23 protein-coding genes are annotated in these 23565 nt (G+C 69.7%); 9 read left to right on the top strand and 14 right to left on the bottom strand.

The genetic code is table 11. The annotated features are described in order from the left end of the window. The first annotated feature begins 23 nt into the window (after positions 1-23). The 6 genes from ACFYVR_RS17130 (at position 24) to ACFYVR_RS17155 (ending at position 5213) form a co-directional block, all read left to right on the top strand. Complete coding sequence (locus ACFYVR_RS17130; RefSeq protein WP_387475367.1) at positions 24-740, top strand: IclR family transcriptional regulator; 717 nt, start codon at positions 24-26, stop codon at positions 738-740. A gap of 122 nt (positions 741-862) precedes the next feature. Next, positions 863-1672, top strand: a complete 810-nt coding sequence (locus tag ACFYVR_RS17135) for a 2-keto-4-pentenoate hydratase (protein ID WP_387475181.1) — start codon at positions 863-865, stop codon at positions 1670-1672. Continuing rightward, the gene (locus tag ACFYVR_RS17140) at positions 1672-2622 is read left to right on the top strand and encodes an acetaldehyde dehydrogenase (acetylating) (RefSeq protein ID WP_387475183.1); all 951 of its coding nucleotides are present in this window, start codon (positions 1672-1674) and stop codon (positions 2620-2622) included. Before ACFYVR_RS17135 ends, ACFYVR_RS17140 begins: the two co-directional genes overlap by 1 nt. Beyond that, positions 2619-3650, top strand: coding sequence for a 4-hydroxy-2-oxovalerate aldolase (gene dmpG, locus ACFYVR_RS17145; protein WP_387475185.1), 1032 nt, complete (start codon positions 2619-2621; stop codon positions 3648-3650). Before ACFYVR_RS17140 ends, dmpG begins: the two co-directional genes overlap by 4 nt. A 231-nt stretch (positions 3651-3881) precedes the next feature. Then, the gene (locus ACFYVR_RS17150; protein WP_387475187.1) at positions 3882-4457 is read left to right on the top strand and encodes a DUF1990 family protein; all 576 of its coding nucleotides are present in this window, start codon (positions 3882-3884) and stop codon (positions 4455-4457) included. Positions 4458-4466: 9 nt separating this feature from the next. Continuing rightward, a complete protein-coding gene (locus tag ACFYVR_RS17155) occupies positions 4467-5213 on the top strand; it encodes a GTP pyrophosphokinase family protein (RefSeq protein ID WP_387475189.1) in 747 nt (248 codons plus the stop codon). A gap of 75 nt (positions 5214-5288) precedes the next feature. Here ACFYVR_RS17155 and ribA read toward each other — a convergent pair whose 3' ends face one another. The 13 genes from ribA to ACFYVR_RS17220 all read right to left on the bottom strand — a co-directional run bounded on the left by ribA (position 5289) and on the right by ACFYVR_RS17220 (position 19342). Beyond that, complete coding sequence (gene ribA / locus ACFYVR_RS17160) at positions 5289-6512, bottom strand: GTP cyclohydrolase II (RefSeq protein WP_387475191.1); 1224 nt, start codon at positions 6510-6512, stop codon at positions 5289-5291. Then, positions 6509-7006 carry a flavin reductase family protein gene (locus ACFYVR_RS17165; RefSeq protein WP_387475193.1) on the bottom strand — a complete coding sequence of 166 codons (498 nt, stop codon included), beginning with the start codon at positions 7004-7006 and terminating at the stop codon, positions 6509-6511. Before ACFYVR_RS17165 ends, ribA begins: the two co-directional genes overlap by 4 nt. Beyond that, positions 7003-7512, bottom strand: coding sequence for an NADPH-dependent FMN reductase (locus tag ACFYVR_RS17170; RefSeq protein ID WP_387475195.1), 510 nt, complete (start codon positions 7510-7512; stop codon positions 7003-7005). The genes ACFYVR_RS17165 and ACFYVR_RS17170 overlap by 4 nt, the downstream gene beginning before the upstream one ends. A 21-nt stretch (positions 7513-7533) precedes the next feature. Further along, positions 7534-8562: an ABC transporter permease gene (locus ACFYVR_RS17175; RefSeq protein ID WP_387475197.1), complete on the bottom strand. Its 1029-nt coding sequence runs from the start codon at positions 8560-8562 to the stop codon at positions 7534-7536. Beyond that, the gene (locus ACFYVR_RS17180) at positions 8562-10100 is read right to left on the bottom strand and encodes a sugar ABC transporter ATP-binding protein (RefSeq protein WP_387475199.1); all 1539 of its coding nucleotides are present in this window, start codon (positions 10098-10100) and stop codon (positions 8562-8564) included. The genes ACFYVR_RS17175 and ACFYVR_RS17180 overlap by 1 nt, the downstream gene beginning before the upstream one ends. Further along, positions 10087-11268, bottom strand: coding sequence for a sugar ABC transporter substrate-binding protein (locus ACFYVR_RS17185; RefSeq protein ID WP_387475201.1), 1182 nt, complete (start codon positions 11266-11268; stop codon positions 10087-10089). The genes ACFYVR_RS17180 and ACFYVR_RS17185 overlap by 14 nt, the downstream gene beginning before the upstream one ends. A 169-nt stretch (positions 11269-11437) precedes the next feature. After that, positions 11438-12076, bottom strand: coding sequence for an isochorismatase family protein (locus ACFYVR_RS17190; RefSeq protein ID WP_387475203.1), 639 nt, complete (start codon positions 12074-12076; stop codon positions 11438-11440). After that, entirely contained in the window at positions 12073-13563 is a 1491-nt protein-coding gene (locus tag ACFYVR_RS17195) for an MFS transporter (RefSeq protein WP_387475205.1), read from the bottom strand. The genes ACFYVR_RS17190 and ACFYVR_RS17195 overlap by 4 nt, the downstream gene beginning before the upstream one ends. Then, on the bottom strand, positions 13556-15208 hold the full coding sequence (locus ACFYVR_RS17200; RefSeq protein WP_387475207.1) for an amidase: 1653 nt from the start codon (positions 15206-15208) through the stop codon (positions 13556-13558). Before ACFYVR_RS17200 ends, ACFYVR_RS17195 begins: the two co-directional genes overlap by 8 nt. After that, positions 15205-16167, bottom strand: a complete 963-nt coding sequence (locus tag ACFYVR_RS17205) for a carbon-nitrogen hydrolase family protein (protein ID WP_387475209.1) — start codon at positions 16165-16167, stop codon at positions 15205-15207. Before ACFYVR_RS17205 ends, ACFYVR_RS17200 begins: the two co-directional genes overlap by 4 nt. Before the next feature lie 74 nt (positions 16168-16241). Continuing rightward, complete coding sequence (gene rutA, locus ACFYVR_RS17210) at positions 16242-17327, bottom strand: pyrimidine utilization protein A (protein WP_387475211.1); 1086 nt, start codon at positions 17325-17327, stop codon at positions 16242-16244. 126 nt (positions 17328-17453) lie between these two features. Beyond that, complete coding sequence (locus ACFYVR_RS17215; RefSeq protein ID WP_387475213.1) at positions 17454-18479, bottom strand: LacI family DNA-binding transcriptional regulator; 1026 nt, start codon at positions 18477-18479, stop codon at positions 17454-17456. A 41-nt stretch (positions 18480-18520) separates the two neighbouring features. Then, positions 18521-19342 carry an acyl-CoA thioesterase gene (locus ACFYVR_RS17220; protein WP_387475215.1) on the bottom strand — a complete coding sequence of 274 codons (822 nt, stop codon included), beginning with the start codon at positions 19340-19342 and terminating at the stop codon, positions 18521-18523. 88 nt (positions 19343-19430) lie between these two features. On the opposite strand from ACFYVR_RS17220, the gene ACFYVR_RS17225 reads away from it, so the two are divergent. Then, the gene (locus tag ACFYVR_RS17225) at positions 19431-20012 is read left to right on the top strand and encodes a TetR/AcrR family transcriptional regulator (RefSeq protein WP_387475217.1); all 582 of its coding nucleotides are present in this window, start codon (positions 19431-19433) and stop codon (positions 20010-20012) included. Between the two features lie 119 nt (positions 20013-20131). Here the strand turns inward: ACFYVR_RS17225 and ACFYVR_RS17230 are convergent, their stop codons facing one another. Then, a complete protein-coding gene (locus ACFYVR_RS17230; protein WP_387475219.1) occupies positions 20132-21316 on the bottom strand; it encodes an acyl-CoA dehydrogenase family protein in 1185 nt (394 codons plus the stop codon). A 224-nt stretch (positions 21317-21540) separates the two neighbouring features. On the opposite strand from ACFYVR_RS17230, the gene fabG reads away from it, so the two are divergent. Beyond that, a complete protein-coding gene (gene fabG / locus ACFYVR_RS17235; RefSeq protein ID WP_387475221.1) occupies positions 21541-22281 on the top strand; it encodes a 3-oxoacyl-ACP reductase FabG in 741 nt (246 codons plus the stop codon). A gap of 71 nt (positions 22282-22352) precedes the next feature. Then, the gene (locus tag ACFYVR_RS17240) at positions 22353-23564 is read left to right on the top strand and encodes an acetyl-CoA C-acetyltransferase (RefSeq protein WP_387475223.1); all 1212 of its coding nucleotides are present in this window, start codon (positions 22353-22355) and stop codon (positions 23562-23564) included. The last annotated feature ends 1 nt before the right edge of the window (position 23565 follow it).

Raw genomic sequence — 23565 nt, forward strand, 5'->3', positions numbered from 1 at the left:
CGAACACCGTCCTGGGCAAGGCGATGACGGTGCTCTACGCCTTCACCGCCGACGACCACGGGGTGGGTTTCGCGGAACTCCTGCGGCGGACCGGGCTCCCGAAGGCCACCCTGCACCGTCTGCTCGGCGAGCTGGTCGCGCTGCGGCTGCTGGACCGCGCAGGCTCCGAGTACCACCTCGGCAGGCAGTTGTTCGAGCTGGGCATGCGCGCATCGGTCGAGCGCGGGCTGATCGAGGTGGCGACCCCGTTCATGGAGGACCTGTACGAACGCACCCACGAGACGGTCCATCTCGGGGTCCCCGAGGGCACCGAGGTCGTGTACGTCGCGAAGATCGGCGGGCACCGGCAGGCGAGTTCACCGTCCCGGATCGGTGGCCGGATGCCGTTGCACTGCACGGCGATCGGCAAGGCGCTGCTGGCGCACACGTCCGACGAGCTGCGCGCCCAGGTGCTCACCGGCCCCTTGCAGCGCCGCACTCCGCGGACCGTCACCGCGCCGGGGCTGCTGGCGCGGCAGCTCGACTCCATCGTCGAGAGCGGTGTGTCCTTCGAGTACGAGGAGGCGGCGATCGGCATCGTGTGCGTGGCGGCACCGGTGCTCGACGCCGACGACCGGCCGGTCGCCGCGGTGAGCGCGACGGGGCCCGTCACCCGCTTCCGCCCGGAGTCGCACGCCACCCAGGTCCGAGCCGCCGCGGCCGGAATCTCGGCGACCCTCGCCCGACGTTCACATCTCTGAACAGCGGAGTTCCAGTCACCGGAACCAGGTGCTCGCATGTCGGGGCTGCACCCGGCACAGTCGTGTGCAGCGCCGACCAGTGCGGCGCCCGCTCCTTCCGATACAAGACGAGGATTTCTTCGATGACGCCACTTGACGGCTCGGCGCCTGCTGCGAACGCGGATGCGCTGGCCCGGTTGACCGCGGCCGCCGCGACGGGTGTGCCGTGCACGCCGGTGCGTGACGTGCTCGGCACCACCGACATCGCCGCGGCGTACGCGGTGCAGCAGCAGTTGATCGCGGACCGGATCGCCGGCGGCGCCGTGCTCGTAGGCCGCAAGATCGGGCTGACCTCCCCCGCTGTCCAGGGGCAGCTCGGTGTCAACCAGCCCGACTTCGGGGTCCTGCTCGACGACATGGACGTCTCCGCGCTGCCCGAGGTCCCCAGTGGCCGCCTGCTGCAGCCGAAGGCGGAGGCCGAGATCGCCGTGCGCCTCGGCGCCGACCTGATCGACGGCGACCTCGACGACGCGCAGATCCGTGCCGCCGTGTCCGGTGTCGCGGCCGCCATCGAGATCGTCGACTCCCGCGTCAGTAACTGGGACATCCAGATCACCGACACCGTCGCCGACAACGCGTCGTCCGGCCTGTACGTGATCTCCGACCGGTGGCTGACGCTCGACGAAGTCGAACCCATCGACGTCACGATGAAGATGTGGATCGACGACGAACTGGTCTCCGAGGGCAACGGCGCCGCCTGCCTGGGCGACCCGCTCATCGCCCTCGGCTGGCTGGCCCGCACCGCCCGCGAGTACGGTCAGCCGCTCGTCGCCGGACAGGTCGTTCTCACCGGCGCCCTCGGCCCGATGGCCTCCACCCCGCCCGGTTCGGTCGTCCGCGCCGAGCTGTCCACCCTCGGCACCGTCACCGCCACCTTCTCGAAGGACAAGTAATGACTGACAAGCGAACCAAAGTCGCGATCATCGGATCCGGCAACATCGGCACCGACCTGATGATCAAGGTGCTGAACCACTCCAACAACCTCGAGATGGGCGCGATGGTCGGCATCGACCCCGCCTCCGACGGCCTGGCCCGCGCCGCGCACCTCGGCGTGCCGATCACCGCCGAAGGTGTCGAGGGCCTGGTGAAGCTGCCGAACTTCGACGAGATCGAGATCGTCTTCGACGCCACGTCCGCCAAGGCGCACGTGGTGAACAACGACCGCCTGGCCCCGCTCGGCAAGCGGCTGATCGACCTCACCCCCGCCGCGATCGGCCCCTACGTGGTGCCCGCCGTCAACGGTGACGACCACCTCGACGCGCCGAACGTGAACATGGTGACGTGTGGTGGCCAGGCCACCATCCCGATGGTCGCCGCCGTCTCCCGTGTCGTGCCCGTCGCCTACGCCGAGATCGTCGCGTCGATCGCGTCGAAGTCCGCCGGTCCGGGCACCCGCGCCAACATCGACGAGTTCACCGAGACCACCTCTGCCGCGATCGTGTCGGTCGGTGGCGCCAAGCGCGGCAAGGCCATCATCATCCTCAACCCGGCCGAGCCGCCGCTGATGATGCGCGACACCGTCTTCTGCCTCGTCGACGCGCCGGACCCGGCCACCCACGACGAGATCCGCCAGTCCGTCGAGAAGATGGTCGGCGATGTGTCCGCCTACGTGCCGGGCTACCGCCTCAAGCAGCAGGTCCAGATCACCGAGATCCCCGCCGATCAGCCGGTCGAGACCCTCCTCGTCGACGGCAACCGGCCCACCCACCAGGTGTCGATCTTCCTCGAGGTCGAGGGGGCAGGCCACTACCTCCCCGCCTACGCGGGCAACCTCGACATCATGACCTCCGCCGGCCTCCAGATCGCGGAGCGCATCGCCCAGAAGAAGGAAGCCGCCCGATGAGCACCAATCCCACCATCTTCGTCCAGGACGTCACCCTCCGCGACGGCATGCACGCGGTGCGCCACCGCATCTCCCCGGAGGACGTCAAGCGGATCGTCAAGGCCCTCGACGACGCCGGTGTCGACGCCATCGAGGTCGCCCACGGTGACGGCCTCGCCGGCGGTTCCGTGAACTACGGCCCGGGCTCGAACACCGACTGGGAGTGGATCGAGGCGGCCGCCGAGGTGCTCGAGCACGCCCGCCTGACCACCCTGCTGCTGCCCGGTGTCGGCACCATCGAGGAGCTCAAGCACGCCTACAAGCTGGGTGTGCGGTCGGTGCGCATCGCCACGCACTGCACCGAGGCCGACGTCTCCGCGCAGCACATCGAGACCGCCCGCGAGATCGGCATGGACGTCTCCGGCTTCCTCATGATGAGCCACATGGCTCCCGCCGAGGAGCTCGCGAAGCAGGCAAAGCTGATGGAATCGTATGGCGCGCACTGTGTCTACGTCACCGACTCGGGCGGACGCCTGACCATGGGTGGGGTCCGCGACCGGGTCCGCGCCTACAAGGACGTGCTGAACGAGGGCACCGAGATCGGCATCCACGCCCACGAGAACCTCTCGCTGTCGGTCGCGAACTCCGTTGTGGCCGTGGAGGAGGGCGTCTACCGCGTCGACGCGTCCCTCGCCGGGCACGGCGCCGGTGCGGGCAACTGCCCGATCGAGCCCTTCATCGCGGTCGCCGACCTCTACGAGTGGAAGCACGGCTGCGACGTCTTCAAGCTGCAGGACGCGGCCGACGACATCGTCCGCCCGCTGCAGGACCGCCCGGTCCGCGTCGACCGCGAGACCCTGACCCTCGGCTACGCGGGCGTGTACTCGTCCTTCCTGCGGCACGCGGAGATCCAGTCGGAGCGCTACGGCGTCGACGTGCGCACCCTGCTGCTCGAAGCCGGCAAGCGTCGTCTCGTCGGCGGCCAGGAGGACATGCTCATCGACATCGCCCTGACGATCGTCGCCGAGCGCGAGGCCGCCGCGAAGTAGGCCCGTCGCACGGATCACCCGAATCCCGCGTTGCGCACCCCCAATACCGAACCAACAGGGGTGCGCACGCGGGATTCGTCGTCTGTGGCCTGGAGCGCGCGCACAACCCGTGTGCACACCCCTCTTCCCGCTGTCACCACGCCACTGCACCGAGAAGTCCCGTGCGCACGCGACAACGGCCTTGTGCACACCACGGGCTCCGGGGCACGATCCGGTGCCACACTGGACGGCATGTGGCGGCGAAGCGATCCGAATCCCCGGTTGACGTACGCCGAGGTCGGGGCGACGGCAGGCCCGCTTCCACCCGGATACCACCACGTCGAGAGGTCGCGGACGATCGGACGCGGCCGGGACACCTTCGACGACGCCGCCGCCCGGCTGATGAGCTGGGACCTGCAGCGACGGGCGGGTCTCGAGGTCGCGGCGGCCACGCCGACCGCGGTGACCGGCGCTCGGGTCACCGTGCGTCTACGCGTCGGACCGCTGCACACCGACGCCCCGTGTCAGGTCGTGTACGTCGTCGACGAACCACGCCGCCGGGGTTTCGCCTACGGCACCCTGACCGGACACCCCGAGAGCGGCGAGGAACTGTTCTGTGTCGCATGGCGTGACGACGACACCGTCGTGCTGACCGTCAGGGCCTTCTCCCGCTCCGCGACGTTGTGGTCACGAGCCGGGGCGCCGGTGGCGCGCGCCGTGCAGCGGCACATCACCGACCGGTACCTCACCGCGCTCCGACCCGACAACGGCACAATGGACGGGGACGAACAGAACGGTGCCGTCACCGGCGACGACACCACGCAGTGAGGACGAGCTGTGAGCACGCACTTCTCCGGTGACGGCACCGAGCCCGAACTGGTGATTCTCGGCGACCTGGTCCGCGACGCGACCGGCACGGGCGTACGCGGGCCGACGGAGCCGCCGACGATGGACGCGCTGCGGGATCTGCAGCAGCGGCTCGTGCGGTTCCGCCTGAACTACAAGTTCGCCATCGACGCGACGCTGACGAAGATCACCATCCTGCGCGAGGAGTTCGAGCACGCGCACGACTACAGCCCGATCGAGCACGTGAACACCCGGCTCAAGTCGATGGAATCGCTGTTGCGGAAGGCGGTCCGGATCGGCTGCCCACCGGACGTCGACTCGATCCGGGACCAGATCCGCGACATCGCGGGCATCCGCGTGACGTGCGCGTTCGTCTCCGACGCCTACTGGGTCGCCGAGATGCTCACCAGCCAGCCCGACGTGACCCTCGTCGAGGTCAAGGACTACATCGCGAATCCGAAGCCGAACGGCTACCAGAGCCTGCACCTGATCGTGCAGGTGCCGGTGTACCTGTCCGACCGCACCGAGCAGATCTACGTCGAGATCCAGATCCGCACCATCGCAATGGATTTCTGGGCCAGCCTCGAACACAAGATCTACTACAAGTTCGACCGTGCGGTGCCGCCGCGCCTGCTCGACGAACTCAAGCAGGCCGCCGACGCCGCCACCGAACTGGACCGGACGATGGCGCGGCTGCGCGACGAGGTCGCCGCGATCGACCGCACCACCCGGCCCTGACACACACCTTCTCGCCCGCGCACACACCGTGTGCGCGCGGAACGCCGATGTGCACGCCGCAGAACGTGCGTGAACCTAGCGGTGGCCCAACGCCGGGAGGAGGTGCCCCATGCTGCGGCGCTTGGTCTCCAGGTAGCGCACGTTCGCGGGAGCGACGCCGACGTGGAGGGGGACACGGTCCCGGACCGCGACCCCGTTCTCCTCGAGTCCTGCGATCTTCGCCGGGTTGTTGGTGAGCAACCGCACCGTCCCGACGCCGAGGTCACGGAGAATGGCCGCAGCCCCTCCGTACTCACGCCCGTCCGCCGGTTCGTCCAGCTCCAGGTTCGCCTGCACAGTGTCCAGTCCCTGATCCTGCAACCGATACGCCGCGATCTTCTTCAGCAGCCCGATGCCGCGTCCCTCGTGGCCACGCAGATACACGAGCACACCACCCTCGGCAGCGATCTGCTCCAAGGCCGCGTCCAACTGCGGGCCACACTCACATCGCTGCGACGAGAACGACTCCCCCGTCAGACACTCCGAATGCACCCGCACCAGCGAATCACGGTCGAGCTCACCCGACACCAGTGCGAGGTGCTCGGCACCGGTCACGCGGTCGCGGTACCCGATCGCACGAAAGACACCGAAACGGGTCGGCATCACCGATTCGTCCGCACGCTCCACCCGGCCTTCCGGCCCCGCAGGGCCCGGCAGCGCGTGCTCCCGCCGATACGCGGCCAACTCCGCGATCGTCAGCACCGGAAGATCCTGCCGCGCACCGAGATCCTCGATGCCCGGCATCCGCATCATCGACCCGTCGTCCGCGACCAGTTCCGCGATGACGCCCACCGCGGGCAGTCCCGCCAGAGCGCACAGGTCCACGGCCGCCTCGGTGTGACCGCGACGCTCGAGCACCCCACCGGGACGTGCCCGCAGCGGCAGCACGTGCCCGGGGCGGATCAGGTCACCCGCCGTGGACGTCGGATCCGCCAGCACCTGCAACGTCCGGGCACGGTCGGCCGCGGAGATGCCCGTCGTGAGGCCGACCGCCGCGTCCACCGTCACCGTGTACGCCGTCTGCCTCGGATCCTGATTGTCCGCCACCATCGCGGGCAACCCCAACACATCCGCACGCGCACCGGTCATCGGCGCACACAGCAATCCCGACGTGTGCCGTACCGTCCACGCCACCCACTCCGACGACACCGCGTGCGCCGCCAGAATCACGTCGCCTTCGTTCTCGCGGTCGGCGTCGTCGGCGACGAGCACCGGCCGACCGGACCGGAGAGCGCCGAGTGCAGCCTCGATCGCGGTCATCCCGCGACGCCCTGGAGGCGGCTGAATCGGCTGCGGTGGAAGACGATCGGCATCTCGTCCCGCAGTTCGAGCTCGTTCACCCGCATCAACACGATGGCGTGGTCCCCGGCCGGAACCTCCTGCGTGACGGTGGCGTCGAGCCATGCGCACGCCCCGTCGAGGAAGACCGCGCCCTCGTCGGTGGTGGTGGTGCTCAACCCCTCGAACCGGTTGCCGGTCTTCGCGGCCAGCGTCCGTGCCGCGGTGTCGTGCGCCTCGCCGAGGACACTGATGCCGATCTTCTCCGCTCCGCGCAGCCGCGGCCAGGTGGTGGACGTGTTCTGCACGCAGAACGCCACGAGCGCGGGCTCGAAGGACACCCCGACGAAGCTGCTCGCGGCCATCGCGACGGGCTCGCCGTCGATGGTGGCGCAGATGGCGACGACTCCGCTGGGGAACTGCCCGAACGCGTTTCGCAGGGTCGACGCGTCCAGCTCGGTGTGGGTGAGTGTCATGATGCCTCCGTTCGGGCCGCGGCGGCCGCGGCGATGATCCCGCCCCACCGCTCCGCGTACTCGGCGATGCGGGTGTCGGTCGTGTATGTCGAATCGATCAGGTACAGCCCCGGAGCCGGCGTCGTCGCACCCAATTCCACCAGCACCGGCTTGAGCAACAGATCCGGCGCCATCGCGTGCGCCGGACCCGCACCCAACATCAGCGGCACCGCAACGACGTCCCGCAGACCATCACCGCCGGCGAACTGGTCCAGGAACAGCTTCAGGATCCCCGTGTACGTCGCCTTGAACGTCGGACTCGCGAACACCACCAGATCCGACGACGCCACCGACTCCACCGCCGACGTCACCGCCTCGTCACCCCACCCCAACAGCCCGGGACCGAGCGTCACGACATCGACGACGTGGTCGGGTTCGGCCCCGCTGAGCGAGCGGGCCAGCAGGGCGGCGGCGTCGAGAGTGCGGGAACCGGGCTTGGGGTTGCCTGCAACGATGGTGGTCTTCACGAGGATTCCTTTCGTCGGCCGCTATCGCGCGGATCGGGAGGTGGTACGGCGGCGTACCGCACCGGACAGGGCGACGGCGATCACCAGGGCGCCGCCGTAGAACAGTTGCTGGACGAAGCTGGGGACGCCGAGCATCTGCAGCCCGACGACACCGGCGACGAGGAAGTACACGGCGACCAGGGTGCCGACGGCGTTGAACCGGCCGGGGATGATCGCGGTCGCGCCGAGGAACGCGGCGGCGAAGGCGGGCAGCATGAACGACTGTCCCGAGGACGGGTCGGCGCCGCTGAGCATGCCGGCGTAGACGATGCCGGCGAGACCGGCCACGAGGGCGGAGGTGACGAGGGCACCGCCACGGATCCGGTCGACGTGCAGGCCGCTCAGTCGGGCCACCTGCGGACCCCGCCCCACGAACAGGAGTCGTCGGCCGATCGGCGTGTACTGGAACACCACGGCCGTCACGAGCACGAGTGCGAGCGCGTAGTAGAACTGCAGCGAGACCCCGAACACCCGGGTGCCGACCGTCGCGTCGACCAGTGCGGAATCGATGCCGGTGACCGAGGTTGAGTCCGAGATCCACTGCACCACACCGAGGACGACGGTTCCGCTGCCGAGGGTGGCGATGAACGAGTCGATCTGGAGCCGAACGACGAGGACGCCGTTGACGAATCCGACGAACAGGGCGGCGAGAACGGCGACGCCGATGGCGGGCAGCAGAGACCAGTCGTGCGCGGCGTTGAGGACGGCGATGGTCATCGCGGACAGCGACATCGTCGAGACCGCGGACAGGTCGAACTCGCCCGCCGTCAGCGGCACGATCAGGCCGAGCGCGAGGATCAGCAGGACCGCCTGCGATCCGAGGATGTTCTGGAGGTTCGCCGCGGTCGGGTACGTCTCGGGTCGCAGGATGCTGAACACGATCACCACCGCGACCAGCGCGACGACGAGTGCGTACTTCTCGAGTAGCGGAGCGACTGCGAACCGGGGGCGGGCGGGGGCAGGTGGGGTCGGGGTGTCGGTGGTCGACTTCGGGTCGAGGGTGACGGACATCAGGCCTTCACTTCCTGTCTGGTCATTCCGAGAACGCTGTCCGAGATGTGGTGTTTGGAGAGGTGGTCGCCGGTCAGTTCGGCCACCACGTGCCCGTGCGAGAACACGAGCACCCGATCGCACAGCACCGACAACTGCTCGTAGTCGGAACTCGCGACGACGATTCCGGCCCCACCGGACGCGGTGTCCCGGAGCATCTCGAAGATGCGTGCGCGGGCGCCGACGTCGACGCCCTGGGTGGGCTCGGCGAGCAGCACCAGTCGCGGATCGGTCTGCAGCCACTTGCCGAGCAGCGCCTTCTGCTGGTTGCCGCCGGACAGTGACCCGTACACCGCCTGAGGATCGCGGGGCCGCACGTCGCAGTGTCCGGCGAGTTCGGAGGCGGTGGTGCCCAACACCTTCGGGTTGAGCAGCCCACGTCCGAGGACGGGCAGGGTCACGTTCTCGGCGACGGTGAGTTCCGGTGCGCTGCCCTCCACTTTGCGGTCCGGTGGCACGTAGACGACCTTGCGGGCCAGTGCCCGGATCGGTGTGATCGACGCCAGCGTCATCGTCTCGGTGCCGACGGTGAGGGTGCCACCGCGGGCCGGGCGGGCTCCGTATAGCGCGGGCAGCACGTCGTCGTAGCCGGATCCGGCGATGCCGGTCAACCCGACTACCTCGCCTGCCCGGATATCGAAGCCGACACCGTCGACGGTGGCCGTCTCGAGTTCACCGACGCGGGCCACCGGTGCGACCCCGTCGAAGTCGTGGACCGGTCCGGCCGCCCGGGGGTCCGCGGAGGCCAGACTGCGCCCGACGATGAGGTCGATCAGCGACGACGCGGTGAGGTCGCGGGTGCGGTGCGTTCCCTGGGACACTCCGTCGCGCAGCACGGTGACCCGGTCGGTCTGGCCCAGCACCTCGTCGAGGTCGTGCGAGACGAACAGCACCGCGGCCCTGCCGTCCGCGACGATCTCCCGGACCACGGAGAACAGCAGGTCGGTGCCCTCGCGCGGCAGGAACACCGCGGGTTCGTCGAGCACCAGCAGGGTCCGGCGGTCACCGAGTTCGTCGACCGCGCGCAGGATCGCGACCAGGGCCCGCTCGGTCTCGCTGAGCGTCGACACCAGCGCCTCCGGGTCGATCGCGAGACCGAATCGTTCGAACAACGCCCGGGCAGCGCGCCTTTCCTTCCGCCACGAGATCCACGGCCGCGACCCGGCGACGACCTCACCGACCCGCAGGTTCTCCACCACGGACAGGTCGGGCACGAGCGCGAGGTCCTGGTGGACGAAGCTGATGCCGAGGTCACGGAATCCGCCGGCCGGCACGGGAAGCGGGACGTCGCGTCCCCGGATCTGCAGCGCGGCAACGGGATCCGGTGCGTGGAATCCGGCGAGCACCTTGATCAGGGTCGACTTGCCGGATCCGTTCTCGCCGAGCAGGCCGTGCACCTCGCCGGCGTGCACCGTCAGGCCGACACTCTTCAGTACGGTGTTCGGTCCGAAGGTCTTGGAGAGTCCGACGACGTTGACGATCGGATCAGGACTGGCCACTGCCACCACCCCACAGCGCCTCGTAGCCGGTGACGTACGCGGTGCCGTACCCCTTGTCGGGCTGCGGCGGGGTGCCGGTCTCGTCGATGTTCTCGGCGGTGATGAGCTTGAGCGGGGTCTCCTCGGCACCGTTCGGCACGGGATCGAGACCGAGCAGCAACCGGCCCGCCTGGTCCATCGTCGCCCACGCGAGCCACGGGATCGACTCGCCGACGTTCATGGTCACGATGCCGTCGTCCTGCTGGATCTTCAGGACCGCGGGAGTGCCGTTGACGGAGGAGATCTCGACCTGGCCGGTCTTGCCCGCCGCGGTGATCCCCGACTGCGCGTACAGGGACATCGAATCGTAGATCGGGAGGATGAAGTCGATGTTCGGGTCGGCGGACAGCGCGGACTGCACCTCCGACTGGATCTTGGTGGCCCACTCGGCGACAGGCACGTTGACGACCTTGTAGGTGCACTTGGGGCAGGACGCCGAGATCTCGTCCTCCATCGCCTCGACCTCGGCCTTGGCGGGCGGCACCTCGTTGGAGCTGATGATCAGCGCGTTGCCGGCACCCTCGGTACGGTCGATCATCCAGTCGACCGTGAGCCGGTTCGCCTCCGCCAGCGGTGCGTCGGTGATGGCGTCCACGAGACCGGTGAGGTCGGCCGGGAGCGACTCGCCGCGCAGGATGGTGTGGGTCAGCAACACCGGAATACCTGCCGCGTCGGCCTTTTCGAGTGCCGGCTTGATCAGGGAGGCGTCGATGCCCTGGGACAGGATGATCAGGTCGACGTTCTGGTTGACGGCCTGCTCGACACCGGTCGACCACTGGGCCGGCTTGCCCTGGTTGGTGTACTCGATCCAGGTGGCGCCGTAGCGTTCGGCGACCTTCTCGGACTCCTCGTCCACCGCGACGTTGTACGGGTTCTCGCTGTTCGTCGGGATCGCGAAGATGGTCTTGCCCGCGATGTCCTTCATCGGGAACGGCGCCGCGTCGAGGGTGAATTCCGGGTCCGACTCGTACTTGGCGAGCTGGGCGCGCGCGTAGTCGATGCCCGCGGCGACGTCGGCGTCGGAGGCGTCGCTTCCCGCGGAGTCGGAGCTGCTGCAGGCGGCGAGACCGAGGGTCGCGGTGAGGGTGAGCGCGGCGATCGCGGCGCGGCCGGGAAGGGAAGTGCGCATGAATTCTCCTGTGAACCTGGAAGAGACGAGATGCCTGAGAGAAGGGGGAGCGATGTGATCGCCGGGGTGGCGACTCTGCACTTCCACCCGATGACTTCGAATGTATCGGTCGGTTGTTGCGACTGTTCGTGCCCCGGTTACGTTCGCGGATCAGCCGGTTTCGATTGCATTACAACCGGTCTCGGGAGAGGTACTCCTCCACCCGGACCAGCGGCCAGACCTCCGCCATCTTCTGCCGGATGTCGAAGAGGTTCGACGCATGGATGGACGGATCACGATCCCCCACGGCCTCTTCCACCACGATCGGGACGAAGCCGTGCTGCATCGTGTCGAGCGTGGTCGCGCGCACGCAGCCGCTCGTCGACAGACCACCGATCAGCACGGTGTCGACCCCCAGCGCAGTGAGGTACGTGCTCAGGGTGGTGCCGAAGAACGCGCTCGCGTACTTCTTGGTCACGAGCAGTTCGTCGGCAGTCGGCTCGAGCCCCTCGATCAACTCGCCGTAGGGACTGCCCTCGCAGAACGCGACCAGGGTGCCCGACTTCTTGAAGAAGATGCCGGCGTCGGCGCCGTCGGCCCGCAGCCGCACCTCCGTGACGATCACCGGGATCCCGGCGCCACGGGCCGCGGTGAGCAGCGCGCGCATCGCCTCAACGTTCTCCTCCACTCCGGCATAGAGCGGGCACTGCGGGTCGATGTAGGCCCGCGCGGGATCGACGAGAACCAGTGCGGGACGGGACCCGGGCTCGAGCTCCTGCCCGAATCCGGCGGCGGCGTAGTCGGCGGCCTGGGCGGTGCGGTCGGTCATGCGGATTCCTTGAGAGTCGAGTCGGATTCGAGGTCGGGTTCCGACACCGGGAGCGAGACGTGGCGACGGGGGAAGGCCCGGCAGACGACGACGCCCACGCAGGCGACGGCGGTGAGCACCAGGCCCACGGTGCGGATGTTGTCGACGAAGGTGGTCAGTTCGTCGCTTCCGAGCGTGCCGAGGGTGCCGCCGTAGGCGGCCTCGCGGGCGGCTCCGCTCAGTCCGACGGTCGCGATCGCGAGTGCCAGTGCCGTACTGAGCAGGTTGCCCACGTTCTGCAGGGTGGACCGCAGACCGTTGGCGATGCCGCGCCGCTCGGCGGGGGCGGTGAGCATCAGCGCGCTGGTACTCGGTGTCATGAAAAGGCCGGTCCCGCAGCCCAGTACGAACAGGAAGGGTGCCGTCATCGCGATCGGCCCGCCCGCCGACATCGTCAGGGTCACCCCGAGCAGTCCGACCGCGTTGAGCGCCATACCCGTCGCGGTGAGGGTGCGGGGGGCGAACCGGAGCACGAGCGAGCCGGCGGCCGCCGCCGCGACGACGGTGCCGACGGCGACGGGCACCACGAGCACACCCGCCGACACCGCGGACACCCCCTCGACCGCCTGTGCGTACAGGGAGACGACCAGGGCCACGGCATAGGTCGCGACGGCGTTCACGAGCACCGCGACAAGGACCAGCGTGATGCCGCGGTTGCGGAACAGGGTCACGTCGACGAGCGGATGGGCCCGGTGGATCTGAACGAGCGTGAACACCACGGCGAGGACGATCGCGGCGACGGCACACACGCCCGGCAACCACCACGACGCCGTCACACCCGGGGTCAGGGCCAGCACGACCGCGGTCAGCAGGGCCGTCGACAGGATCGAGCCCGCGAGGTCGAACGGCTCGCGCCGCGCCGGGATCCGCGGGCCCCGGGGGATGGCCGGCACCGACGCGACGATCGCGATCACCCCCACCGGCAGGCACACCACGAACAGGCCGCGCCACCCGAATGCCGCTGTGGCGGCCCCGCCGATGACGGGTCCGACGACCTGGGCCACCGCCGCCACCGTCGCGTTCCAGCCGAGCGCCCGGCCCAGCAGATGCGGCGGAAACGTGTCGGTGAGCAGGGCCGTGTTGTTCGTGACGACGGCGGCCGCGCCGACCCCCTGGAGCAGGCGTGCCGCGATCAGCCAGTTCGCCGACGGCGCCAGCATGCACAGTCCGGTCGCCGCCGCGAACACCACCAGTCCCGCGAGGTAGAGCGGCCGCCGGCCGATGATGTCGGCGAGCCGGCCGAACACGAGGATCAGCGCGGTGGTCACCAGCATGTAGCCCAGCAGGATCCAGGTCGACTGGGCGGCACTGGCGCCCAGTTCACGCGTGACCGTCGGCAGGGCGACGGTCAGCCCGCTGATGCCGAGAAAGACCGCGACCACGCCCACGCTGGTGGCGGCGAACACGCGCCACGGGTGTGGGTGCGGCAGGGCGGTGACGCTAACCATCGCAGCGGCGATCGTGGAAGTCCGTGACGCACTGCAGAACCTGTGCGAGCCGCAGGCAGGTGTCGTCCGCCCACGGCCGGCCGACCAGTTGCACGCCGACGGGCATGCCGCCGGTGAACCCGGCCGGTGCCATCACCGCGGGCAGGCCGAGGTAGTCGAACAGGCCGGTGTTGCGTCCGATCACGGACTGCATCGGATGGCGGACGCCGTCGATGTCGACGGTGACGTCCGACAGGCGCGCGGCGGTGGCCCCGATCCCCGGTGTGACGAGTGCGTCGACGCCGGCCAGGTCGAGGGCGGCGACGGCCTCCCGCTGCGCCACGGCGCGCCGACGCACCGCCCGCAGGTAGTCGACGGCCGGGGGCACCAGCCCCCGTGCGATGCGCACCTGGGTTCCGATGTCGTACAGCCCGAACCGGTCCAGCGCGGCCTCCTGATTGGAGGCGAGCTCGCAGGTGAGCACGATCGTGACGTCGTCGTGAATCCGGTGCAGCCCGGGCAGGTCGACGGGAACCACCTCGGCGCCGAGCCCGCGGAACGCGTCGACGGCCGCCTCCCACGCGGCGAGGACACCGGCGTCGCACAGTTCGGTGAACCACGCCGTCGGGACTCCCAGCCGGACCCCCGACAGGGTCGGTGCACCTGCCTCGGCCGGTGCCGCGAGGCCGGCACTCACGCCCTCGGCCGTCCGCGCGGGAACGGCGGCCGGGTCGAGGCCGTCCGGACCGGCGAGCACCCCGAGAACCGCGCGCAGGTCGGCCGCGGAACGCGCCATCGGCCCGATGTGGTCGAGAGTCCACGACAGGGAGGCGACGCCCGTGCGCGGGACGAGACCGTAGGTGGGCTTGATGCCGGTCAGGTTGCACAGCGCGCTGGGCACCCGGATCGAGCCGCCGGTGTCGGTGCCGAGGGCGAGCGGGACCAGACGTGCGGCGAGCGCACCGGCCGAACCGGTCGACGAGCCTCCCGTCCACCGGCTGCGGTCCCACGGATTGGTGACCGTGCCGTAGCGCGCGTTGTGCGGTGCGCCGCAGGCGAACTCGGTGGTCGCGGTGATCAGGACCGGAATGGCACCCGCCTCGCGCAGGCGGGCCACCGCCGTGGCGTCGGTGGACGCGACGCGGTCACCGGTCAGGTGCGAACCCGCGGTGATCGCGGTCCCGGCGACGTCGATGATGTCCTTGACCGCGAAGAAGACACCTTCGAGTGGGCGAGCGGCGCCCTCCCGCCACCTGCGGTCGGACTCCGCGGCCGCCCCGTCGGCTCCGTCGACGATCGCGAGGATCGCCCCGCCGACCAACTCCGGATCCGACCATCGGCAGCGGAGCGCGGCCAGCACCGCGGTCGGCGACACCGCTCCCCCGGCGTACGCCGCGAGCAGGTCGAGCACGCCGAGTTCGTGCAGGGCGCCGCCCACCCGCACCGAACCGTGCGGTGCGGCAACGGGCGCGGGCGGGACGGGGCCCGCGGACAGGAAGGCTGCCGCGTGAGCGGGTTCCGTGCTCCCCGAATCCGGTGACGTGGGAAGGGGATCGAGTCGGGACGCCTCGAGCAGCGGCGTCATGTCGGCGCGGGCCTGCCCCAGCAGGTCTTCGACCGTCGTGGCCGCCGCGGCGGTGAGGTCGGGATAGTCGGTCGCGGTCATCCGGCCACCCGCAGTGGTGCGGCAGTGGCACGGGGCGCCGGGCGCACTGTGCCGGCCGTGAGGTCGGCCAGCAGCCGCAGCACGTCGGGCCGGCGGTCCCGGGCCAGTGGGAAGGATGCGCGGGTCGCGGAAACCGCGTCGAGATCGATTGTCAGCCGCACGATCTCGCCCGCCGTGTGGGCCTGCGCCTGTGCGACGATCTCGCCGTTCGGGGCGATCACGCAGGACAGACCGAAGTAGTCGACGGTGGTGCCGTTCAGTGTCTCGGGCCCCGCTCGGTTCGCGGCGACGATCCACACCTGCGATTCCAGCGCACGGGTCTGCAGCTCGGAGAGGAAGAGGTCCTCGCGGCTGCCGAGGGAGGAGACGATCGCGAGCACCACGTCGGCGCCGAGTGCCCGGGCGACGGCCCAGTTCTCGGGGAAGGTGCGGTCGTAGCAGACGACGCAGCCGAACCGGGCGCCGAGCAGGTCCGCGGTCACCGGCGACTGACCGGGGGCGAAGTGGTACTTCTCGTCGATGTCCACGTCGCCGACCATGCTGGCGGGCAGGGAGAGTTTGCGGTACGCGGGGACGGCACCGCCGTCGGGGGTGCGCCATGTGACGACCTCGCCGGCCCCGTCGATCAGCACCACCGAGTTGTGGGTGAGGTCGTGGCCGGTGCGCTCGAACATCCCGAAGGCGATGGCGCACCCCAACTCTCGGGCGAGGTCCCCGAACAGGTCAGTCGCCGGACCTGGAATCGTCTGGGCCCAGCCGGTGCGGTCGACCTCGTGGCTGGTGCAGAAGTAGGGCGTGGTGACGAGTTCGGGCAGGACCACCAGGTCCGGTCCGGTTCCGGACGAATCCGGTTCGGCGGCGCCGCGAATGAGACCGGCCAGGCGTGCCAGGTTCCCGGGGATGTCCTCGGTGAGTTCGCCGGCCTGAATGATCGCGACGTCTAGTGTTCGGGGCTGCACTGGTACCTCCGCGGGCGAATGGAAGGCGGGTGGGGACGCGGCGCGGAGCGCGCGTCCTCACCCGCCGGATCGGGTCAGGCTGCTTCGGCGGCCAGGTCGGCGCGGCACTTGAGCAGCGGCTGGATGCGGGTGCCGAACTTCTCGATGCCCTCGACGAAGTCGTCGAAGGTCATCATGATGCCCTTGATGCCCTGAATCGCGGCGACCTCGTCGAGCATCGTGGCGACCGTCTCGTAGGAGCCGACGAGGGTGCCCATGTTGAAGTTCACCGCGCCCTCGGGCAGGGAGATGGTCTTGGCGGTCGAGGCGTCGTCCGCGGTGGCGTCGGCCGCCGACTGGTCGGCCATGTAGCCGAGTGCCGCGAGGTCCGCGTTGTCGTGGTAGTCCTTCCACTTCGCCTGCGCCGCTTCGTCGGTCTCCTCGGCAATGATCATGAACAGGGTCAGGGCACCGACGTCGCGGCCGGTCTTCTCGGCGGCGTCGACGAGGGTCGCGGTGGCGTCGGAGATCGCTGTCGGCGTGTTGATGCCGGTGCCCATGATGAAGTTGAAGTCCGCCATCTCGGACGCGAACTTCATGCCGCTCTTGGACTGGCCCGCGGCGACGATCGGCACCGCCCCGCCGGTCGGGCTCGGAGAGAGCACGCACTCGTCCATCGTGTAGTGCTTGCCCTTGAAGTTGCTGACACCGTCCGCCCACAGCTGGCGCATGACGGTGACGTACTCGGTGGCCTGTTCGTAGCGGTAGCCGAAGTACTCCTCGCCCGGCCACAGCCCCATCTGCGTGTACTCGTTCGGCGCCCAGCCCGTCACGATGTTGACCCCGAAGCGCCCGGGAGCGATGGAGTCGATGGTCGAGGCCATCCGGGCCACCATCGCCGGCGGCAGCGTGAGGATCGGGGTGGAGGCGAACAGCTTGATCTTCTCGGTGGCGGCGGCGAGGCCGGCCATCAGCGTGAAGGACTCGAGGTTGTGGTCCCAGAACTCGGTCTCCCCGCCGAAGCCCTTGAGCTTGATCATCGACAGCGCGAAGTCGAGTCCGTGCTCCTCCGCCTTCTGCACGACCGCCTTGTTCAGCTCGAACGAGGGCATGTACTGCGGGGCGCTCTTCGAGATGAGCCAGCCGTTGTTGCCGATCGGGATGAATACACCGAATTCCATGACGCGCTCCTGACACTGCGGGTGGATGGGGAAGCGGAGGCACCGTTGCCCTTGCGCTATGACTTCGAATGTATTCAGGCATTATTGCCGAGCAAGTGCCCCGAGGTAACGGATTCGTTGCGCCGGTTAACGATCTTTGACGGGGCCCGCACTGCCCCGCTGCACCCACTCCACGTCGAAGTTTCGGTGCACCGGCGCACCGGCGGCGCCGTCGATGCGCGCGAGCAGCAGTTCGGACGCCGCCGCGGCCATCTCCTCGAGCGGCTGCCGGACCGTGGTCAGGTCGAACATCGACCATCCCGACGCGTCGAGGTCGTTGTAGCCGACGACCGACACGTCCTCGGGCACCCGCACGCCCAGCCGCTTGGCCGCATCGAGAGTGCCGTACGCCATGAAGTCGGTCGCGCAGAACACCGCGGTCGGCGGCTCGGACCGGCCCAGCAGTGCCATCCCGCCCTCGAAGCCGGTGCTCGCATCGACTGCTCCGCGGTACACCAGGGAGTCGTCGATCGTGACGCCGTGCTCGGCCAGGCGTTCCCGGAGCCCCGACTCGCGCAGCTTCACACTCGGGTTCTCCAGCGGCCCCGACACCAGACCGATCCGCCGATGACCCATCTCGACCAGGTGATCGGCGACGAGCCGTCCACCCCGCACGTTGTCGGAGGTCACCCGGTCCACCCGACCGGCCTGACTGCCGTCGACGTCCCGGTTGAGGATCACCAGGGGGATCTTCCAGTCGATCATCTCCGACACCATCGGCGAGTCCAGCCGCGACGAGATGAACACGACGCCGTCGACCAGGCCGCCCCGCAACGCCAGGATGTCCTTCTCCAGGGTCCCCTCGGTCCGGTCGCTCATCAGCAGGACCCGGTAGTCGTGCTGGGCGAACTTGTCCTGCAGGGTGTTCACCAGCGTCGGATACGACGGGTTGCGCAGGTCGCCGCTGACCACCGCGATCGACGACGATCGCTGCGTGATCAGGCTCCGCGCCGTCACGTGCGGAACGTAGCCCATCTCCCGGGCCAGCTCCCGGATCCGCTCCCGGGTCGACTCGATGACGCGGGGATCGCCGCGCAGGGCACGCGACACCGTGGACTGCGAGACGCCGGCCCGCCGCGCGACCTCGTAGCTGGTGACCGACTTGTTCCCCACGCTGCGATTGTAGGAGCAGCGGGCGCGCGAACGCCCCTCGCTCAGGCCTTGAAGTAGACGAGCTGGTGACTGGTCGCCAGCAGCACGCCGTCGCGGCCCCAGATCTCGGCGGACTGGTCGAAGTAGCCGGCACCGAACCGTTGGGCGCGCGCGGTGGCGAGGACGGCCTCGTCCGCCTGGGTGGTCAGGTCCTCGGCGCCGGCGTGGAAGTACACGGTCAGCGACACGGTGCCCGCGGGCGCGAACTGCCCGCGCCGCAGGAACACTCGCGGATAGAAGACGTCGCAGAGCGCGGCCAGCGCCGGGAAGTCGAGCGGCCGCGACGGCGTGTCCCGGACCCACAGGGTGGTCGTCGAGTCGTCCGACTCCCCCGCCTCCGGACCGGGGAATCCGCCTTCGACGAAACGCATCTCGTAGTTCTTCCCCCACGCGATGAAGTCGGGGAACGGCGTCGCCGTGACGTCCTCGGCCGCGGGCGCAGCCGGGCGGACCCGTTCGGTGGACGACCAGGTCGGCCTGCGCACGCCGAACACGGCGGTGGCGGTCGTCGCGACACCACCGTCCTGCGCGAGCTCGATCGTCCAGTGCTGGGTGCTGCGGTTGGTGCGGGCGGGACGGGCGGAGACGACGAACGGTCCGTCGGCGATCGGCCCCGCGTAGTTCACCGTCAGCGAGACCGGGTCGCCCAGCCGGTCGGGGTGGTCGAGAACCGCGCGAAGCAGTGTCGCGGCGGTGATGCCGCCGAACGGTCCGACCATGTTCGCGTAGGCCGCGGTGGTGCGTCCGTCGACGCCGCCGTCCGGCCGCGGAGCGAGGTCGACGGCGTCGTCGAACGGGTGCGTCTGGGTGATGGTCGTGGTCACGGCGTCTCCTGGCAGCTCGACACTATGTATGACAATATACATAGCAGCCTGACCAGCATCCTGAAAGACCACGAACACCGAGGACGACATGGCGACGAAGCACGATCCGACGAGCGGGCCGAGGGCCGCGATGATCGGCAGCGCGGTCGATCTGATCCGGGAGCGCGGCGTCGCGGCCACGTCGTTCGCCGACGTCCTCGCGCACAGCGGCGCGCCCCGCGGGTCGATCTACCACCACTTCCCGCGCGGCAAGTCACAACTGGTCGAGGAGGCGACGCAGGCGGCTGCGGACCGGCTGGGCCGCGGCGTCGAGCGGGTCCTCGACGCCACCGACACGGTCGGCGCCCTGCGTGCACTCGCCGACGTGTGGCGGCGCGGGTTCGAGACGAGCGGTTACCGGGCGGGATGCCCCATCGTCGCGGCGGCGCTCGGCACCGAACCGGGCGCCCGGTCGATCGCGGGAACCACCTTCGACACCTGGTGTTCGCTGATCGCCACCAAACTCACCGTGGAGGGCGTCGGATCCGCGCGGGCGTCCTCGCTGTCCGTGCTGATCGTCAGCGCGCTCGAGGGCGCGCTCGTCGTCGCGCAGGCGCAGGGCAGCACCACTCCCCTGGACACCGTGGTCGCCGAGCTGGAACTCGTGTGCCGCGCCGCCGTCTCCCGCTGACGCACCAATCCTGTTGCCGTACAACACCCATTCGCAACCCCGGGTGAACGGGCGGGAAAGGGGTGCGGGGGGCCACCGTTCGGTGACCCCCCGCTACCGGATGCACCGGCTCGGCAGTATCAGAGGGCCTGCTTGGCGGCCTTGACCAGACCTCCGCCGATGATCAGGCGCTGGATCTCGCTGGTCCCCTCGTACAGGCGCAGCAGCCGCACGTCACGGTAGATCCGCTCGACCGGAACCTCACGCATGTAGCCGGTGCCACCGTGGATCTGCACCGCCAGGTCGGCGACCTTGCCGACCATCTCGGTGCAGTACAGCTTCGCCACCGACGGCGCGATCCGACGGTCGGTCCCCTCGACCCACGCCCGCGCGGCGTCGCGCACCAGCGCCCGACCCGCCATCACACCGGTCTGCTGATCCGCGATCATCGCCTGCACCAGCTGGAAGTCGCCGATCGGCTTGCCGCCCTGAGTGGCGGTCGCCGCGTAGGCGACGGACTCGTCGAGCGCACGCTGCCCCTGGCCGACCGACAGTGCCGCGATGTGCACGCGGCCGCGGGCGAGGGAGGTCATCGCGGCCTTGTATCCGGCGTCCTCGTTGCCACCGATCAGCGCGTCCGCGGGCACCCGCACGTCGGTGAGGTTCACGCTCGCCGTCCACGCACCCTCCTGCCCCATCTTGCGGTCCTTCTCTCCGACGTTGACGCCCGGCGTCTCCGCGGGCACCAGGAACACCGCGATGCCCTCGCCGTTCGCGTCCCGGGGCCGGGTGCGGGCGAACACGACGAACAGGTTCGCGACGGGGGCGTTGGTGATGAAGCACTTGTCGCCGTTGATCACCCAGTCGTCGCCGTCGCGCACAGCCTTGGTGCGCAGGCCGGCCGGGTTGGATCCGGCGCCGGGCTCGGTGAGCGCGAACGACGCGACCACCTCGCCGGAGGCGATCGGCTCGAGCCAGCGCCGCTTCTGCTCGTCGGTGCCGAACCCGACCAGGACCTGGCCGGCGATGCCGTTGTTGGTGCCGAACATCGACCGCAGCGACAGCGTCGTGTAGCCGAACTCCATCGCCAGCTCGGCGTCCTGCATCAGGTTCAGGCCGAGTCCACCCCACTCCTGCGGGATCGCGTACCCGAACAGGCCCATCTCCTTCGCGGCATCACGGATGTCGTCGGGGATGGCGTTGGTGTCGGCGATCTCCTGCTCGCGGGGGACCACGACGGAGCGGATGAAGCGCCGGGTCTGCGAAAGAATTTCGGCGAAGTCCTCGGCACCGACCTCGGCGCCGGCGGGAATAACGGTCGTCATGGCATCCACCCTCACCCGCGTGCGCGGCCCCGTCCAATACGAATCCGCCTACCCCTCCGTTAGTCAAAGCAAATCGGGATCGGGCCGGTGAGCTCTTCCTCGCCGGTGCGGCCTCTGGTTAGGGTGAATTCGCCCAGCGATCCGGAGTCGGTCGGCACCCGTGCCCACCCGGTCGCCCGCGCCTGCGCGCACCCGCCACACCCACGATGAACGAGGAGTTCTCCATGCCACTGCTGTCCGACCGCACTGCCGTGATCACCGGTGCCGCACAGGGAATCGGCTTCGCCATCGCCGAGAAGTTCGTCGCGGAAGGCGCCCGTGTCGTGCTCGGCGACGTCGACAAGGACGCGGTCCAGAACGCGGCGGAGAAGCTCGGCGGGCAGGACGTCGCGCGCGGCGTGCGGTGCGACGTCACCTCCGCCGACGAGGTGCAGGCGATGCTCGACACCGCCCTCGCAGCGTTCGGCAGCCTCGACGTCCTCGTCAACAACGCGGGTATCACCCGCGACGCCACCATGCGGAACATGACCGAGGACCAGTTCGACCAGGTCATCGCCGTACACCTCAAGGGCACCTGGAACGGCATCCGCCTCGCCGCGCCGATCATGCGTGAGCGCAAGTCGGGCGCGATCGTGAACCTGTCCTCGCTGTCCGGGAAGGTCGGCATGGTCGGCCAGACGAACTACTCCGCAGCGAAGGCCGGGATCGTCGGCATGAGCAAGGCCGCCGCGAAGGAACTTGCGCACCACGGCGTCCGCGTCAACGCGATCGCGCCGGGCCTGATCCGGTCCGCGATGACCGAGGCGATGCCGCAGAAGGCGTGGGACCAGAAGATGTCCGAGATCCCGATGGGCCGCGCCGGTGAGGTCGACGAGGTCGCCGGTGTCGCGCTGTTCCTCGCGTCCGACCTGTCGTCCTACATGACCGGCACGCTGCTCGAGGTGACCGGCGGACGGTTCATGTGACGCGTTGAACCTGTTCAGCTGCAACACATCTCGGCCACGAATTCCAGCCTCGAGCACAAGGAGCTCCTCCCATGCGTGAAGCAGTCGTCTGCGAACCCGTCCGCACCCCGATCGGCCGCTACGGCGGAATGTTCAAGTCCCTCACCGCCGTCGACCTCGGCGTCACCGCCCTGAAGGGTCTGCTCGAGCGCACCGGGATCGCTCCGGACACGATCGGTGACGTCATCCTCGGCCACTGCAACGCCAACAGCGAGGCCCCCGCGATCGGACGCGTCGTCGCCCTCGACGCCGGGCTGCCGATCACGGTGCCCGGCATGCACCTCGACCGCCGCTGCGGTTCGGGCCTGCAGGCCGTCATCCAGGCCGCGCTGCAGGTGACCTCGGGCGCCAACGACGTCGTCGTCGCCGGCGGCACCGAGTCCATGAGCAACGCCGCGTTCTACTCCACCGACATGCGCTGGGGCGGTGCCCGCGGCGGCGTGAAGATCCACGACGGACTGGTCCGCGCCCGCGAGACCGCGGGCGGGCGCTTCTACCCCGTCCCCGGCGGCATGCTCGAGACCGCCGAGAACCTGCGCCGCGAGTACTCCATCCCGCGCGAGGAACAGGACCGCCTCGCGATGGCCTCGCACCAGCGGGCCGTCGCCGCACAGCAGGCCGGCGTGCTCGCCGAGGAGATCGTCCCCGTCACCGTCCCGGGACGTCGCGGCGACACCGTGATCGACACCGACGAGCACCCCCGCGCCGACACCAGCATGGAGTCGCTCGGTGCGCTGAAGCCGATCCTCGTCAAGTCCGACCCCGACGCCACCGTCACCGCGGGCAACGCCAGCGGCCAGAACGACGCCGCCGCGATGTGCATCGTCACCACCCCCGAGAAGGCCGCCGAGCTGGGCCTGCGGCCCCTGGTCAAGCTGGTCTCGTGGGGCGTCGCCGGTGTCGCACCGAAGGTCATGGGCATCGGCCCCGTCCCCGCCACCGAGGTCGCGCTGCGCAACGCCGGGCTGACCCTGGCCGACATCGACCTGATCGAACTCAACGAGGCGTTCGCCGCGCAGGCCCTCGCGGTGATGCGCGAGTGGAAGTTCACCGACGCCGACCACGAGCGCACCAACGTCCTCGGGTCGGGCATCTCCCTCGGCCACCCCGTCGGCGCGACCGGCGTCCGGATGCTGGGCACCCTGTCCCGCGAACTGCACCGCCGCGACGGCCGCTACGGCCTCGAGACCATGTGCATCGGCGGCGGCCAGGGCCTGGCCGCGATCTTCGAGAAGGTGGCCTGAC

Origin of the sequence: Rhodococcus sp. NPDC003318 (assembly GCF_042879035.1) — a bacterium.
Lineage (GTDB): Bacteria > Actinomycetota > Actinomycetes > Mycobacteriales > Mycobacteriaceae > Rhodococcus_G.